7 protein-coding genes, 20 tRNA genes and 3 rRNA genes are annotated in these 14,905 nt (G+C 48.7%); 4 read left to right on the plus strand and 26 right to left on the minus strand.

Annotated features, from left to right (window positions below; translation table 11 throughout):
- The first annotated feature begins 68 nt into the window (after positions 1-68).
- Positions 69-734 carry a B3/B4 domain-containing protein gene (locus BDD39_RS14700; RefSeq protein WP_166911834.1) on the plus strand — a complete coding sequence of 222 codons (666 nt, stop codon included), beginning with the start codon at positions 69-71 and terminating at the stop codon, positions 732-734.
- Positions 735-1,009: 275 nt separating this feature from the next.
- On the opposite strand, the gene BDD39_RS14705 is transcribed toward BDD39_RS14700, so the two are convergent.
- The 24 genes from BDD39_RS14705 to BDD39_RS14820 all read right to left on the minus strand — a co-directional run bounded on the left by BDD39_RS14705 (position 1,010) and on the right by BDD39_RS14820 (position 10,357).
- Positions 1,010-1,081: transfer RNA gene (locus BDD39_RS14705), tRNA-Glu, on the minus strand.
- A gap of 8 nt (positions 1,082-1,089) precedes the next feature.
- Positions 1,090-1,182 (minus strand) — tRNA-Ser (locus tag BDD39_RS14710).
- A gap of 3 nt (positions 1,183-1,185) precedes the next feature.
- Positions 1,186-1,260 (minus strand) — tRNA-Asn (locus BDD39_RS14715).
- Between the two features lie 189 nt (positions 1,261-1,449).
- Positions 1,450-1,523, minus strand: a tRNA-Ile gene (locus tag BDD39_RS14720).
- A gap of 85 nt (positions 1,524-1,608) precedes the next feature.
- A tRNA-Thr gene (locus BDD39_RS14725) sits at positions 1,609-1,684 on the minus strand.
- 155 nt (positions 1,685-1,839) lie between these two features.
- Positions 1,840-1,915, minus strand: a tRNA-Asp gene (locus BDD39_RS14730).
- A gap of 4 nt (positions 1,916-1,919) precedes the next feature.
- Positions 1,920-1,996: transfer RNA gene (locus BDD39_RS14735), tRNA-Met, on the minus strand.
- Between the two features lie 245 nt (positions 1,997-2,241).
- Positions 2,242-2,334 (minus strand) — tRNA-Ser (locus BDD39_RS14740).
- A 15-nt stretch (positions 2,335-2,349) separates the two neighbouring features.
- Positions 2,350-2,426, minus strand: a tRNA-Ile gene (locus tag BDD39_RS14745).
- Positions 2,427-2,433: 7 nt separating this feature from the next.
- A tRNA-Met gene (locus BDD39_RS14750) sits at positions 2,434-2,507 on the minus strand.
- Between the two features lie 18 nt (positions 2,508-2,525).
- Positions 2,526-2,601 (minus strand) — tRNA-Ala (locus BDD39_RS14755).
- 13 nt (positions 2,602-2,614) lie between these two features.
- Positions 2,615-2,688: transfer RNA gene (locus BDD39_RS14760), tRNA-Pro, on the minus strand.
- A 3-nt stretch (positions 2,689-2,691) separates the two neighbouring features.
- Positions 2,692-2,768, minus strand: a tRNA-Arg gene (locus BDD39_RS14765).
- 3 nt (positions 2,769-2,771) lie between these two features.
- Positions 2,772-2,857, minus strand: a tRNA-Leu gene (locus BDD39_RS14770).
- A gap of 6 nt (positions 2,858-2,863) precedes the next feature.
- Positions 2,864-2,938: transfer RNA gene (locus BDD39_RS14775), tRNA-Gly, on the minus strand.
- Positions 2,939-2,951: 13 nt separating this feature from the next.
- Positions 2,952-3,033, minus strand: a tRNA-Leu gene (locus BDD39_RS14780).
- A gap of 4 nt (positions 3,034-3,037) precedes the next feature.
- A tRNA-Lys gene (locus tag BDD39_RS14785) sits at positions 3,038-3,113 on the minus strand.
- 154 nt (positions 3,114-3,267) lie between these two features.
- Positions 3,268-3,340, minus strand: a tRNA-Thr gene (locus BDD39_RS14790).
- A gap of 155 nt (positions 3,341-3,495) precedes the next feature.
- A tRNA-Phe gene (locus BDD39_RS14795) sits at positions 3,496-3,571 on the minus strand.
- 171 nt (positions 3,572-3,742) lie between these two features.
- Positions 3,743-3,818 (minus strand) — tRNA-Val (locus tag BDD39_RS14800).
- 10 nt (positions 3,819-3,828) lie between these two features.
- A 5S ribosomal RNA gene (gene rrf / locus BDD39_RS14805) occupies positions 3,829-3,945 on the minus strand.
- A 271-nt stretch (positions 3,946-4,216) separates the two neighbouring features.
- A 23S ribosomal RNA gene (locus tag BDD39_RS14810) occupies positions 4,217-7,147 on the minus strand.
- Between the two features lie 300 nt (positions 7,148-7,447).
- Positions 7,448-9,004, minus strand: a 16S ribosomal RNA gene (locus tag BDD39_RS14815).
- Together the 16S, 23S and 5S rRNA genes with 20 tRNA genes alongside form the textbook arrangement of a ribosomal RNA operon.
- A gap of 480 nt (positions 9,005-9,484) precedes the next feature.
- A complete protein-coding gene (locus BDD39_RS14820) occupies positions 9,485-10,357 on the minus strand; it encodes a nucleotidyltransferase-like protein (RefSeq protein ID WP_166912442.1) in 873 nt (290 codons plus the stop codon).
- A gap of 222 nt (positions 10,358-10,579) precedes the next feature.
- Between BDD39_RS14820 and BDD39_RS14825 the strand changes: the two genes are divergently transcribed.
- Complete coding sequence (locus tag BDD39_RS14825) at positions 10,580-11,458, plus strand: IS982 family transposase (protein WP_166907142.1); 879 nt, start codon at positions 10,580-10,582, stop codon at positions 11,456-11,458.
- 79 nt (positions 11,459-11,537) lie between these two features.
- Positions 11,538-11,894 carry a YgzB family protein gene (locus BDD39_RS14830; protein WP_166911836.1) on the plus strand — a complete coding sequence of 119 codons (357 nt, stop codon included), beginning with the start codon at positions 11,538-11,540 and terminating at the stop codon, positions 11,892-11,894.
- Between the two features lie 25 nt (positions 11,895-11,919).
- On the opposite strand, the gene perR is transcribed toward BDD39_RS14830, so the two are convergent.
- Complete coding sequence (gene perR / locus BDD39_RS14835) at positions 11,920-12,372, minus strand: peroxide-responsive transcriptional repressor PerR (protein WP_166911838.1); 453 nt, start codon at positions 12,370-12,372, stop codon at positions 11,920-11,922.
- Between the two features lie 269 nt (positions 12,373-12,641).
- Between perR and BDD39_RS14840 the strand changes: the two genes are divergently transcribed.
- Entirely contained in the window at positions 12,642-14,210 is a 1,569-nt protein-coding gene (locus BDD39_RS14840; protein ID WP_166909013.1) for an IS1182 family transposase, read from the plus strand.
- Positions 14,211-14,421: 211 nt separating this feature from the next.
- Here the strand turns inward: BDD39_RS14840 and bcp are convergent, their stop codons facing one another.
- A complete protein-coding gene (bcp, locus tag BDD39_RS14845; RefSeq protein ID WP_166911840.1) occupies positions 14,422-14,892 on the minus strand; it encodes a thioredoxin-dependent thiol peroxidase in 471 nt (156 codons plus the stop codon).
- Positions 14,893-14,905: the final 13 nt, after the last annotated feature.

Genomic DNA, 14,905 nt, shown 5'->3' on the forward strand with positions numbered 1-14,905 from the left:
AAGCCCTCCTTTCATCCAATCTCGTGATCTATGTTACAATAAAAGAAAAAAATCCGAGGTGAGAATGCATGGAAGCGATTGTTGCCAACACGCTTAAACAAATAATCCCCGAATTTAAAGTTGGGATTATCCGTTATCATCATATCGTCGTGGACGATTCTCCGCAAATGCTAAAAGGAAGACTCCAATTATTTCAAGAATCGATTTATTTTGATCTGCAGGAAACTGCTATTGCCGATATTCCTGAGTTAGCGGAATGGCGTAAAGTCTTTAAAACCATTGGTACGGACCCAAGCAGATACCGTCCTTCTTCTGAGAGTTTATATCGGCGGATTCAGAAGAAAAGTTTTATCTCAACGATTCATTCCGCAGCCGACGTAAATAATTTCTTTTCGCTGTATTATAAAATTCCAATCGGGATTTATGACCTCGATAAACTGGAAGGACCTATTACAATTGATATCGGAACCGAGCAAGATGAATATATGGCGATTAATGGGCGCACCGTCAACTTTTCCCGCAAACTCGTGTCGAAAGATATGCGCGGACCTTTCGGCAGTCCGATTGTCGATTCCGAGCGGACCGCTGTAACAAAAGAAACAAAAAACGCCTTGCAAATTGTCTATTTATTGCCTTCTACGCCACGAGAACAATGTGAAAGAATATTGGGGTCAATGAAAAACATGTTTTTTCAAATTCATGGCGGAGAAGCAACGTTTAAATTATTAATATAAAAATACAAAAAATAAAAAACGCAATGCCTCGTTCTTTTTTAGAAACGAAACACTGCGTTGTCCCCATAACCATTATTTGTAATGGAGCGGGTAATGAAAATCGAACCCGCAGTACCATGTTTCTTTTTTTAAATGAAACTAACATTATTATAACAGACAATGTAAGATATTGCAACGATAAAACGCAAAATTCGACAAATTTCGTTTTTCCTGCTATTCCTATTTTATACATAAAGGAGAAAAGAAGAAAAGCACCAGTTATTCCGGTGCTTTGATGACCCGTACGGGATTCGAACCCGTGTTACCGCCGTGAAAGGGCGGTGTCTTAACCACTTGACCAACGGGCCATGTTCGATGGCGGAGAAGGCGGGATTTGAACCCGCGCGCCGCAAAACTGCGACCTAACGGTTTAGCAAACCGTCCCCTTCAGCCACTTGGGTACTTCTCCGTATGGCTCCGCAAGTAGGATTCGAACCTACGACCTACCGGTTAACAGCCGGTTGCTCTACCGCTGAGCTATTGCGGAATAATAAAACGTAACAACAGATCGCCTTTAGCGTATCCTCTGCCTCTTCCTCTGCTAGCCATCTCCAAGAAGCTAGACACGTCAAAGTAACTCAGAGTGGATTCATGGATGTATTCTTCATCGGTAAGCGATTACGGGATAAAACGAACTTAACTATAGTTTAACTTACTACAAGATAAAATGCAATAGTGGGCCTAAGTGGACTTGAACCACCGACCTCACGCTTATCAGGCGTGCGCTCTAACCAGCTGAGCTATAGGCCCAAGAAAGCGGGTGATGGGAATCGAACCCACGAATGCCAGAGCCACAATCTGGTGCGTTAACCACTTCGCCATAGTCGCCACATTCTGGTGCCGGCTGCAGGACTTGAACCCGCAACCTACTGATTACAAGTCAGTTGCTCTACCAATTGAGCTAAGCCGGCATAACAACATTTATATATACCCTTAATTTTTTTGTGTCCCTTCCTCTGCCAGTTTATTCACAGATGTAGATGCGTCGGGACAACTCGCAGCATATTCACAGAAGCTTAGGCTCGTCTCTACCAATTGAGCTAAGCCGACATAGAGAATTTTGGAATGGCGGTCCCGACGGGACTCGAACCCGCGATCTCCTGCGTGACAGGCAGGCATGTTAACCACTACACTACGGGACCATATTGGTTGCGGGGGCAGGATTTGAACCTGCGACCTTCGGGTTATGAGCCCGACGAGCTACCGGACTGCTCCACCCCGCGACGATAAAAATAATTGAATTTAGAATGGCTTAATTAAATTCGTTGCCTCTTCCTCTACTAGCCAATTCAAAGGTGTCAAATGCGTCGAGGCAACTCGGAGTGGATTCTTTCGCTGTCCCTTCCTCTTCTAGCTGATTCAACGATGTTAGATGCGTCGGGACAACTCGTAGCATATTCACAGAAGCTTAGGCTCGTTGCTCCACCCCGCGACGATACAAAACCAAAACAGTTGTCCATTTCCTTTATGGCGGAGGAGGAGGGATTCGAACCCCCGCGCGCCTTGTGGCGCCTCTCGGTTTTCAAGACCGACCCCTTCAGCCAGACTTGGGTACTCCTCCAACATATTGAAAATATGGTGGACCTTGTAGGACTCGAACCTACGACCGGACGGTTATGAGCCGTCTGCTCTAACCAGCTGAGCTAAAGGTCCATTATAATGGCGGCGGAGGGGATCGAACCCCCGACCTCACGGGTATGAACCGTACGCTCTAGCCAGCTGAGCTACGCCGCCATGAACTAGTTAATGAAATGGTGGAGCCTATCGGGATCGAACCGATGACCTCCTGCGTGCAAAGCAGGCGCTCTCCCAGCTGAGCTAAGGCCCCATATTCACTAAAATCGGGAAGACAGGATTCGAACCTGCGACCCCATGGTCCCAAACCATGTGCTCTACCAAGCTGAGCTACTTCCCGCTATGGCGCGCTCGAGAGGATTCGAACCCCTAACCTTCTGATCCGTAGTCAGATGCTCTATCCAATTGAGCTACGAGCGCATGTGCCGAGGGCCGGACTCGAACCGGCACGGTAGTTACCTACCCCAGGATTTTAAGTCCTGTGCGTCTGCCAATTCCGCCACCCCGGCGAATGGTGGAGCGGAAGACGGGGTTCGAACCCGCGACCCCCACCTTGGCAAGGTGGTGTTCTACCACTGAACTACTTCCGCATACACCTAAGTATGCGGGTGGAGGGACTTGAACCCCCACGCCGTGAGGCGCCAGATCCTAAGTCTGGTGCGTCTGCCAATTCCGCCACACCCGCAAAGTGGTGAGCCATGGAGGACTCGAACCTCCGACCCTCTGATTAAAAGTCAGATGCTCTACCGACTGAGCTAATGGCTCATATATGAAATCAGGACACTCAGTATTTTTGTTGTCCCTTCCTCTACTAGCGAATTCAAAGGTGTCAAATGCGTCGGGACAACTCGCAGCAGATTCATCGAAGCTTAGGCTCGTTGCTTCCCCTGCTGAGCTAATGGCTCGTACATTATAGGGATGCCGGCTGCAGGACTTGAACCCGCAACCTACTGATTACAAGTCAGTTGCTCTACCAATTGAGCTAAGCCGGCATAAAAAACATTGATATATACCCTTAATTTTTTTGTGTCCCTTCCTCTACCAGTTTATTCACAGAAGTGGATGCGTCGGGACAACTCGTAGCATATTCACAGAAGCTTAGGCTCGTCTCTACCAATGAGCTAAGCCGGCATAGGATATATTTAAGTGGTGGCTCGGGACGGAATCGAACCGCCGACACAAGGATTTTCAGTCCTTTGCTCTACCGACTGAGCTACCGAGCCATATACATTTTCGAACTTTTATTCGTTGCCTCTTCCTCTACTAGCTAAGTTTATGTTCTGTGTCCCTTCCTCTTCTAGCTGATTCAATGATGTTAGATGCGTCAGGACAACTCGTAGCATATTCATGGAAGTATTGCTCGTCGCTACCGAGCCAAATCAGTCATACAATCGTGGTGGAGGATGACGGGATCGAACCGCCGACCCCTTGCTTGTAAGGCAAGTGCTCTCCCAGCTGAGCTAATCCTCCATATAAACTTGCCTAGCGACGACCTACTCTTGCAGGGGCGCTGGCCCCAACTACCATCGGCGCTGGAGAGCTTAACTTCCGTGTTCGGGATGGGAACGGGTGTTTCCTCTCCGCTATAGTCACTAGGCAAACGATGGACAAATTTTATTATAATGGAACTATATTCATTGTCAAGAGGATTTCATTCCTTCAAAACTAGATAACCGTCTGTTTGGAAGAAGCCAGACGTCTGCGCTTTTCGTGGTGTCTAGCTCCGGAGGTACCTACGCTTTTCATGATGTCTAGCTCCGGTGCCTAGCTCTCTTGCGCCAAATAACCTTCTCCCTTGAGGTGCAAGCACCTCAGCGGGCGAAGAACATTTGGCTTCGAGAGCTAAGCGCGGCACCTCCGCTTTTCGTGTGGTTAAGTCCTCGATCGATTAGTATCCGTCAGCTGCACGTGTCGCCACGCTTCCACCTCGGACCTATCGACCTCGTCATCTTCGAGGGATCTTACTCGCTTGACGCGATGGGAAATCTCATCTTGAGGGGGGCTTCACGCTTAGATGCTTTCAGCGCTTATCCCTTCCGCACATAGCTACCCAGCGGTGCCCCTGGCGGGACAACTGGTACACCAGCGGTGCGTCCATCCCGGTCCTCTCGTACTAAGGACAGCTCCTCTCAAATTTCCTGCGCCCGCGACGGATAGGGACCGAACTGTCTCACGACGTTCTGAACCCAGCTCGCGTACCGCTTTAATGGGCGAACAGCCCAACCCTTGGGACCGACTACAGCCCCAGGATGCGATGAGCCGACATCGAGGTGCCAAACCTCCCCGTCGATGTGGACTCTTGGGGGAGATCAGCCTGTTATCCCCGGGGTAGCTTTTATCCGTTGAGCGATGGCCCTTCCATACGGAACCATCGGATCACTAAGCCCGACTTTCGTCCCTGCTCGACCTGTCCGTCTCGCAGTCAAGCTCCCTTGTGCCTTTGCACTCTACGAATGATTTCCAACCATTCTGAGGGAACCTTTGGGCGCCTCCGTTACCTTTTGGGAGGCGACCGCCCCAGTCAAACTGCCCACCTGACACTGTCTCCCACCCCGATCAGGGGTGCGGGTTAGAATTTCAATACCGCCAGGGTGGTATCCCACCGGCGCCTCCACCGAAGCTGGCGCTCCGGCTTCCCAGGCTCCCACCTATCCTGTACAAGCGATACCAAAATTCCATATCAGGCTGCAGTAAAGCTCCACGGGGTCTTTCCGTCCTGTCGCGGGTAACCTGCATCTTCACAGGTAGTATAATTTCACCGGGTCTCTCGTTGAGACAGTGCCCAAGTCGTTACACCTTTCGTGCGGGTCGGAACTTACCCGACAAGGAATTTCGCTACCTTAGGACCGTTATAGTTACGGCCGCCGTTTACTGGGGCTTCGGTTCGCACCTTCGCTTGCGCTAAGCGCTCCCCTTAACCTTCCAGCACCGGGCAGGTGTCAGCCCCTATACTTCGCCTTTCGGCTTCGCAGAGACCTGTGTTTTTGATAAACAGTCGCTTGGGCCTTTTCACTGCGGCTCCCTCGGGCTATTCACCCAAGAGAGCACCCCTTCTCCCGAAGTTACGGGGTCATTTTGCCGAGTTCCTTAACGAGAGTTCTCCCGCGCACCTTAGGATTCTCTCCTCGCCTACCTGTGTCGGTTTGCGGTACGGGCACCTCTCACCTCGCTAGAGGCTTTTCTTGGCAGTGTAGGATCGGGGACTTCGGGACCGATGGTCCCTTCGCCATCACGGCTCCGCCTTTGCGCCAGACGGATTTGCCTATCTGGCAGCCTAACCGCTTGGACAGGCTATTCCAGCAGCCTGCTCGCCCTACCTTCCTGCGTCCCCCCATCGCTCAAACGGTGAGGAGGTGGTACAGGAATCTCTACCTGTTGCCCATCACCTACGCCTTTCGGCCTCGGCTTAGGTCCCGACTAACCCTGAGCGGACGAACCTTCCTCAGGAACCCTTAGGCTTTCGGTGCAGAGGATTCTCACCTCTGTTTTCGCTACTCATACCGGCATTCTCACTTCTAAGCGCTCCACGAGTCCTTCCGGTCTCGCTTCGACGCCCTTAGAACGCTCCCCTACCGATGACCAACGGTCATCCCACAGCTTCGGTGGCACGTTTAGCCCCGGTACATTTTCGGCGCAGAGTCACTCGACCAGTGAGCTATTACGCACTCTTTAAATGATGGCTGCTTCTAAGCCAACATCCTGGTTGTCTGGGCAACTCCACATCCTTTTCCACTTAACGTGCACTTAGGGACCTTAGCTGGTGATCTGGGCTGTTTCCCTCTCGACCACGGATCTTATCACTCGTAGTCTGACTCCCAAGGATAAGTCATTGGCATTCGGAGTTTGACTGAGTTCGGTAACCCGATGAGGGCCCCTAGCTCAATCAGTGCTCTACCTCCAAGACTCTTCCCTTGAGGCTAGCCCTAAAGCTATTTCGGGGAGAACCAGCTATCTCCAAGTTCGATTGGCATTTCACCCCTACCCACACCTCATCCCCGCACTTTTCAACGTGCGTGGGTTCGGGCCTCCAGTAGGTGTTACCCTACCTTCACCCTGGACATGGGTAGATCACCTGGTTTCGGGTCTACGACGACGTACTGAACGCCCTATTCAGACTCGCTTTCGCTGCGGCTCCGTCTCTTCGACTTAACCTCGCACGTCATCGTAACTCGCCGGTTCATTCTACAAAAGGCACGCCATCACCCATCAACGGGCTCTGACTACTTGTAGGCACACGGTTTCAGGTTCTCTTTCACTCCCCTTCCGGGGTGCTTTTCACCTTTCCCTCACGGTACTGGTTCACTATCGGTCACTAGGGAGTATTTAGCCTTGGGAGATGGTCCTCCCTGCTTCCGACGGGATTCCCCGTGTCCCGCCGTACTCAGGAGCCACTCGGGAGGGAACGAAGTTTCGACTACAGGGCTGTCACCTTCTCTGGCGGGCCTTTCCAGACCGCTTCGTCTACCCCGTTCCTTTGTCACTCCCATGTGAGTGGTCCTACAACCCCAAGAGGCAAGCCTCTTGGTTTGGGCTGTTCCCGTTTCGCTCGCCGCTACTCAGGGAATCGCTATTGCTTTCTTCTCCTCCGGGTACTAAGATGTTTCAGTTCCCCGGGTGTGCCCTCCATACCCTATGGATTCAGGTATGGATACTGTCCCATTACGGACAGTGGGTTCCCCCATTCGGACATCTCCGGATCAACGCTTGCTTACAGCTCCCCGAAGCGTTTCGGCGTTTGCCCCGTCCTTCATCGGCTCCTAGTGCCAAGGCATCCACCGTGCGCCCTTTCTAACTTAACCAACAGCGCTTCTCGGCTTCTTCCTTTGTCTAACTTCGGCGCCTAACCGCGGCGCCTCCGCTTTTCTTTTCGGTTATCTAGTTTTCAAGGAACGAAACTGATTGAAAGAACACATAACATGTTCCTTCAAAACTGAACAAGGCTACTGCCTTGAATCAGCTTCTTTGCTGCCTTGCGCCGAGGAATCCAACTTCTTCGAATTCACTAGAAGACGCAGGCGCAAAACATTTGAAGGAATAACCAACATTCCTTCAAAACTGAACAAAACTCCGCGCCCACTAATCACGTTTATCATCCTTAGAAAGGAGGTGATCCAGCCGCACCTTCCGGTACGGCTACCTTGTTACGACTTCACCCCAATCACTTGCCCCACCTTCGGCGGCTGGCTCCCAAAAGGGTTACCTCACCGACTTCGGGTGTTGCAAGCTCTCGTGGTGTGACGGGCGGTGTGTACAAGGCCCGGGAACGTATTCACCGCGGCATGCTGATCCGCGATTACTAGCGATTCCGGCTTCATGCAGGCGAGTTGCAGCCTGCAATCCGAACTGAGAGCGGCTTTTTGGGATTGGCTCCCCCTCGCGGGTTCGCAGCCCTTTGTACCGCCCATTGTAGCACGTGTGTAGCCCAGGTCATAAGGGGCATGATGATTTGACGTCATCCCCACCTTCCTCCGGTTTGTCACCGGCAGTCACCTTAGAGTGCCCAACTGAATGCTGGCAACTAAGGTCGAGGGTTGCGCTCGTTGCGGGACTTAACCCAACATCTCACGACACGAGCTGACGACAACCATGCACCACCTGTCACCCTGTCCCCCCGAAGGGGGAACGCCCTATCTCTAGGGTTGTCAGGGGATGTCAAGACCTGGTAAGGTTCTTCGCGTTGCTTCGAATTAAACCACATGCTCCACCGCTTGTGCGGGCCCCCGTCAATTCCTTTGAGTTTCAGCCTTGCGGCCGTACTCCCCAGGCGGAGTGCTTAACGCGTTAGCTGCAGCACTAAAGGGTTTGACCCCTCTAACACTTAGCACTCATCGTTTACGGCGTGGACTACCAGGGTATCTAATCCTGTTTGCTCCCCACGCTTTCGCGCCTCAGCGTCAGTTGCAGACCAGAGAGCCGCCTTCGCCACTGGTGTTCCTCCACATCTCTACGCATTTCACCGCTACACGTGGAATTCCGCTCTCCTCTTCTGCACTCAAGTCCCCCAGTTTCCAATGACCCTCCACGGTTGAGCCGTGGGCTTTCACATCAGACTTAAGGGACCGCCTGCGCGCGCTTTACGCCCAATAATTCCGGACAACGCTCGCCCCCTACGTATTACCGCGGCTGCTGGCACGTAGTTAGCCGGGGCTTTCTCGTTAGGTACCGTCACCGTACCGCCCTATTCGAACGGTACTTCTTCTTCCCTAACAACAGAGCTTTACGATCCGAAGACCTTCTTCGCTCACGCGGCGTCGCTCCGTCAGACTTTCGTCCATTGCGGAAGATTCCCTACTGCTGCCTCCCGTAGGAGTCTGGGCCGTGTCTCAGTCCCAGTGTGGCCGGTCACCCTCTCAGGCCGGCTACGCATCGTCGCCTTGGTGAGCCGTTACCTCACCAACTAGCTAATGCGCCGCGGGCCCATCCGTAAGTGACAGCCGAAGCCGCCTTTCAACCGAAGACCATGCGGTCTTCGGTGTTATCCGGTATTAGCTCCGGTTTCCCGGAGTTATCCCGGTCTTACGGGTAGGTTGCCCACGTGTTACTCACCCGTCCGCCGCTAACCGAACAAGAGCAAGCTCCTATTCGGTCCGCTCGACTTGCATGTATTAGGCACGCCGCCAGCGTTCGTCCTGAGCCAGGATCAAACTCTCCATAGAAAGTTGATTGGCTTATTTTCATAAGCTTCAGCGCCTGCACCGTAAGGTGCCCTGCGCCTTCGGTTTCATACTGTCTAGCTTCAGCGCCTAGCTCTCTTCTGCCAAATAACCTTCCCCCTCGAAGTGCAAGCACTTCTGCGGGTGAAGAACATTTGGCTTCGAGAGCTGATCGCGGCGCTTCAGCTTTTCTATGTGGACGCTTCGTTTTGTTCAGTTTTCAAGGAACATTCCGTCAAAGCGACTTTTTTATTGTAATATTTCCATTCTTTGTTGTCAACTGTTTTTTACTGACGTCTCGCAACAACCTCGATTGCGGCGACGTTTCATAATATATCATCTCTTTTTTTACAAGTCAATAACATTTTTTATTTATTTTTTTCATGATAACAAAAAAATAAACAGCCCTTTTACCGGTTAAAAGCAAGGCTGCCATGTTTTCAAAAACAAAATCATCTTCCACCAGCTATATTTCTCCTCCTACTATTTGTTTTGCATTGAATAATAACGATGATATATATGACGACTTTTTGTCGGTATCTCTTCTACGGACAAAATTTTTCTCTCCACTAAATATTCCAACATGATAATAAGATCTACAGAATACGGGGAAAGCGCCGGATGCTGCACAATTTCGGCAATGCTCCATGCTCCTTCTTTTTCACCTAACACTTTGCACAAATGGGCAGCTCCTGATGAAATTCGCGAATGAATCAAAAATTCGCTTGCTAAAAATAAAAGCTCTAACCGTTTTTGCAATGGTTCTTCGCCGCTCACAAGCTCTTCATACAACTTGTAAATTTGTGCATCTATTTGTTTTATTTGATTCCATACCGTTACTTCTGGATAAAACCCTTGTTCGATAACTGCCAGTCTTGCTAGGTGGTGTAAGGCATGAATAACATGATTATATGCATCTAACAGTTGCCCTGCATGAAAAAACGCCCTTCCATCTATATAGCGGCGAATCAACTTTGCAAATTCCAATCCCATTTTTAATTGCCGCGTTTCTTCTGGAAATTCCTTCATACGGTTTCGTAGATGATGTATATAATCATTTCGGTCAAACAAAACTTTCCCGTTGAATATCCAGTCAATCACTTTTCGATGGGAACCAAGAAGAAGCCATTCATTTAGCTGCGCTTCACTAACTACATATAAAGCCGCTTTTTCTTCCCCTAACGCATAATGCTTCATAAATACGGGAGTAGACCCATCAATGGTAACTACTAATAAAACGGTATCAAACGTATCAGTGACTGCCGAATTATTTGCTTTCTTTTCAATCATTAAAATTCCTAATGTATCCCGGCGGCTAGCCCATTTTTGGTAGATGGGACGAAGCAAATCCTCCATATCCATTTCCTCCATCTCCTTTATGCTGTCGTTGATTATTCGACAAAAACAAAAAAAATCCTCTTTATTGTTTTGCCTAACGAAACAAAAACATGCATAGGAAGAAAAATATTAAAATTACACCCGTGGTGCTAGATAAAATCAGACAAGCATAAAAATAGCCCTTGCATGAGGATCTCCTTAAAATGAAAGTGCAACCAAACATCAAAAGGAGAAGTTCCCATGCAAGAGCACTTTCATTTTACAACAGATCGTGTCAAACTTCAAAAACAATATGCATCGATTTTGCTTTTTGTATCGGCTCAACTATCGAGTATCCAGATTCATCTTCAACGTCGAAATCGTCATTTGTTGAAACAGAAAGACGAAGTCATCATCACCATCCATGTCCTTGGAAAGTTGTTGGGCTTCACTTCCGAACGGGCTTGGCACCGGTTTGTGATTGGGAATTTGTTTCCCAAGGCCTTGTTCCCTGAGCGTTCTCGGTACAACCGTCGCTGCCGAGCGCTTAGCTTTGCGATCAAGTGGATTCGACACCAGTTGGCCAAGCGCGGGCAACACCATGCGTATGCGGTCGTGGACAGCTTGCCGATCGAGCTGTGTCATTCAGCTCGAATGCATCGCGTCAAACGATTCCGTGGAATTGCCGATATTGGCTATTGTGCTTCCAAAAGGATCACTTTCTATGGGTTGAAACTTCACCTGCAGGTCACCGACCAAGGGCTTCCGATGGGATATGTTGTCACCGAAGCGTCTTGTCACGACCGGGTGGCCGCTGAAACCGTCATGACGCAAATTCCACATCCGTATAACCTCGGTGACAAAGGGTATATCAGCCAAAAGCTGCAAAAGAAGCTGTACGAAGAGCACCGGGTCGCTTTTTGGACGCCCGTTCGAAAAAATCAGCGAATTCGCCAATCGGACGCATGGAAACAGTGGATGAAGCGAAAACGTAAAGTGGTGGAAACCGTGTTTTCGATTTTAGTCGATTCGTATCGGATCACCGAGATTCGAGCGAACTCGGTTTCTGGATTTGAAACGGCGCTGGATGGTATTTTACTGGCTTACTCCCTTGTTGTTCTTGGGCTAGTTGAGTGTTAAAACTCAACTAGCACCACGGGTTAAAATTACGTATTTTCCGCGCTTTATGGTATAGTGGTGTATATAGGAGGGACAAGCAATGGGCATTAAATATTCGAGCAAAATCAACAAAATTCGCACCTTTGCCTTAAGTTTAATTTTTGTCGGCGTCATCGTCATGTATATAGGCATTTTTTTCCGTACTTCTCCTTTAGTGATGACTCTGTTTATGATCTTAGGCCTTCTTTTCCTGATCGCCAGCAGCATTGTTTATTTCTGGATTGGAACATTGTCGACAAGAGCCGTGCAAGTTGTATGCCCGTCCTGCGGCAAAGTGACAAAAATGCTTGGCAGGGTGGATTTATGTATGTTTTGCAGTGAGCCGTTAACATTGGATCCGAAATTAGAGGGTAAAGAGTTTGATGAAAAGTATAACAGAAAAAAAAGAAAAAGCTGATAGCCGCTTTCTCGCTATCAGCTTTTTAATGTTGGCGATGTCCGCTTTTCTGGCAATCCGGACATGTTCCGTAGATCTCCATACGGTGATGATCTACTTTAAATCCGATTACATGTGCGGCAAGCTGCTCCACTTCATCCAACGCTGGATAATGGAAATCAACAATTTTGCCGCATTGTTCACAAATAACATGGTAATGATTTGACGTGACAAAATCAAAACGGCTTGATGCATCACCATATGTCAATTCTTTCACCAACCCGATCTCTTTAAAAACGCGCAAATTATTATAGACGGTTGCTACGCTCATGTTTGGAAATTTTCCTTCCAGCGCTTTATATATTTCATCTGCCGTCGGATGTGACATCGAATTAATCAAATATTCCAATATCGCATGACGTTGCGGAGTGATGCGTATTCCCGTCTGCTTTAACATATCAAGCGCTTCTTTTAACTGCTGGTTGTCAGACACCGTCATGCACCTCTCTTTCTAAAAAAATAAAAAGAATTATTATTTTATAATTTTTATAATTAGTCTACAAGTATTTCGTGTTATTTGTCAATATTCGTATCATTAATATATGAACTTGCCATATTTTTTAGCAAAAAAATGAGGGTGTCCCAAAAGTGTTCGCATAGCGTTCGCTTTTCGGACACCCTCCTTTTTTTCGAAAAAAAATAAGAAAACCGTTCCTCTTTTGGTATAATAAAGTCACCACAACCCTACCAAGAAAGGACGGTTTTCTTATGTACATTTATTATAACCGAGATCAACTCATTTTGCCAATGGATCTTGAAATTCTCATTCCGGAACATCATCTTTGCCGGATCGTGGATCTGGCAGTGGAAAAAATGGATCCGGCTCTGCTCGTTTCCCTCTATCCTGGTGGAGGCCGCCCAGCCTATCATCCGAAAATGATGTTGAAAGTCATCCTGTATGCCTACGCCAATCGGATCTACTCCTCTCGCCAAATCGCCAAGCAGTTGAAAGAAAACATTTACTTTATGTGGCTATCCGGCCATCAAACACCGGATTTCCGCACGATCAACCGATTTCGCTCGGAACGGATGAAGGACGTCATTTACGAAACGTTTTTCTCCATTGTTGATCTTCTGCGTCAAGAAGGGTTCGTCAAACTAGAGGATTACTTTCTGGATGGAACGAAAATCGAGGCCAATGCCAACAAATACACGTTCGTTTGGCGCAAATCAACGGAAAAGTACGATCAGAAGCTGGAGGAGAAATTCCGGCAAATCGTTGCCTCGATCGAACAGGTGGCGAAAGAAGATGAAGAGGCGGAACAAGAAGGGGATTTTCAAGAAAAACTGGAAGCTTCACCGATTACGTCCGAAAAGATCGAAGCCGTAATCGAACAAGTGGAAGAACGCCTAAAGAAAGAGCCGAAGAATCGCACGTTAAAGAAAGCAAAACGGCAATTGGAGCAAGATCTTCTCCCCCGTAAGAAGAAGTATGAAGAATACAAAGAAGTGTTGGGCGAACGGAACAGCTTTTCGAAAACGGATCCGGATGCGACATTCATGCGGATGAAAGACGACCATATGAAAAATGGGCAGCTAAAACCGGGATACAATGTACAAATAGGAACAGAAAACCAATTTATCGTTGGGTTTAGCGTGCATCAACGGGCGGGGGATGCCGGATGTTTCATTCCACATTTGGAGCAATTGGCCGCCTATGGACGACCAATGCCCAAACGGGCCATTGCGGATTCCGCCTATGGGAGTGAGGAGAACTACACGTACTGCGAGAAAAAGAAGATCGTCGCCCTGATCAAGTACAACACGCTGGACCGGGAACAAACGAAAGCGTGGGCGAGAGAGATCGGCCGAATCGAGAACATGACGTATGATGAGGAGCTGGATGAGTGGATTTGCGCCAAAGGGGAACGGTTGGTGTTTGTGTATGAACGGAAGGAAACGACCGACAACGGGTACGTTACCGTCAAACGGACGTATCGTTGTACGGCATGTGCCGGATGCCCGTTTCAAACGGCATGCGCCAAAGGCAAAGACACGAAAACCATCCGCGTTTCTTTGAAGAATCAACAACAACGGCAGGAGATTCGGGAACGGCTGTCCACGGAAGAAGGGGCGGCGACATATCGAAGACGGCAAATCGAAAACGAGCCGGTGTTTGGGCAAATCAAGCATAACCAGCAATTCCAGCGCTTTTTGTTAAGAGGGCTCCCAAAAATTACCGTGGAATGGGGGCTTATTTGTGCTGCCCACAATTTGAGAAAGTGGGCGGCCACCGTCCACCCAATAAAAAGAAAAAGGGAGAACATACGGGGATAAATACGGGGATAAGAAGAAGCAGATCCTTTGAGAAAGTAAAAAATAGACAAATAATGTAAAAACAAAAGCAGGAGGCTGTCCTCAAAAGGTCGTTTTACCGACCTTTTGGGACAGCCTCTGATGTCGCCTTTTCATTCATTTGAGGAGGTTAATAACCATCATACGCAGCCTTTTTTGTTGTGTATGGACTTTTACCTAGATTAACGGTACGTTAATGCAAATTTTTAGAGATATACTCGAGCGCCTCCTCGACATGGCCCTTTACTTTGACGCCTCTCCATTCTTTTACGAGCTTGCCGTCACGATCGATAATAAACGTAGACCGCTCGATGCCCATATATTCTTTGCCAAAATTTTTCTTTTGCTTCCAAACGCCGTACATTTCTGCTACTTCATGATGTTCATCGGCAAGCAGCAGAAACGGCAGTTCGTACTTTTCGATAAACTTTTTATGCCGCTCGAGTGAATCGGTACTCACTCCTAAAATGACCGCGTTCAACTTGGCAAATTGCTCGTGATGGTCGCGAAAATCGCATGCTTCTGTCGTGCATCCCGGCGTCATATCTTTCGGGTAAAAATATAATACGACATGTTTGCCGCGGAAATCCGAAAGGGAAACCATTTCCCCGTTGCTTGCCGGCAATGTAAAATCCGGTGCTAGTTGCCCAACTTGCAATGACATCGTTTTCCCTCCA

Source organism: Saccharococcus thermophilus (genome assembly GCF_011761475.1).
Lineage (GTDB): Bacteria > Bacillota > Bacilli > Bacillales > Anoxybacillaceae > Saccharococcus > Saccharococcus thermophilus.

Coding starts and splice junctions, on each gene's coding strand:
- BDD39_RS14700 (WP_166911834.1), top strand. CDS start 69: ATGGAAGCGATTGTTGCCAACACGCTTAAACAAATAATCCCCGAATTT.
- BDD39_RS14820 (WP_166912442.1), bottom strand. CDS start 10,357: ATGGAGGATTTGCTTCGTCCCATCTACCAAAAATGGGCTAGCCGCCGG.
- BDD39_RS14825 (WP_166907142.1), top strand. CDS start 10,580: ATGCAAGAGCACTTTCATTTTACAACAGATCGTGTCAAACTTCAAAAA.
- BDD39_RS14830 (WP_166911836.1), top strand. CDS start 11,538: ATGGGCATTAAATATTCGAGCAAAATCAACAAAATTCGCACCTTTGCC.
- perR (WP_166911838.1), bottom strand. CDS start 12,372: ATGACGGTGTCTGACAACCAGCAGTTAAAAGAAGCGCTTGATATGTTA.
- BDD39_RS14840 (WP_166909013.1), top strand. CDS start 12,642: ATGTACATTTATTATAACCGAGATCAACTCATTTTGCCAATGGATCTT.
- bcp (WP_166911840.1), bottom strand. CDS start 14,892: ATGTCATTGCAAGTTGGGCAACTAGCACCGGATTTTACATTGCCGGCA.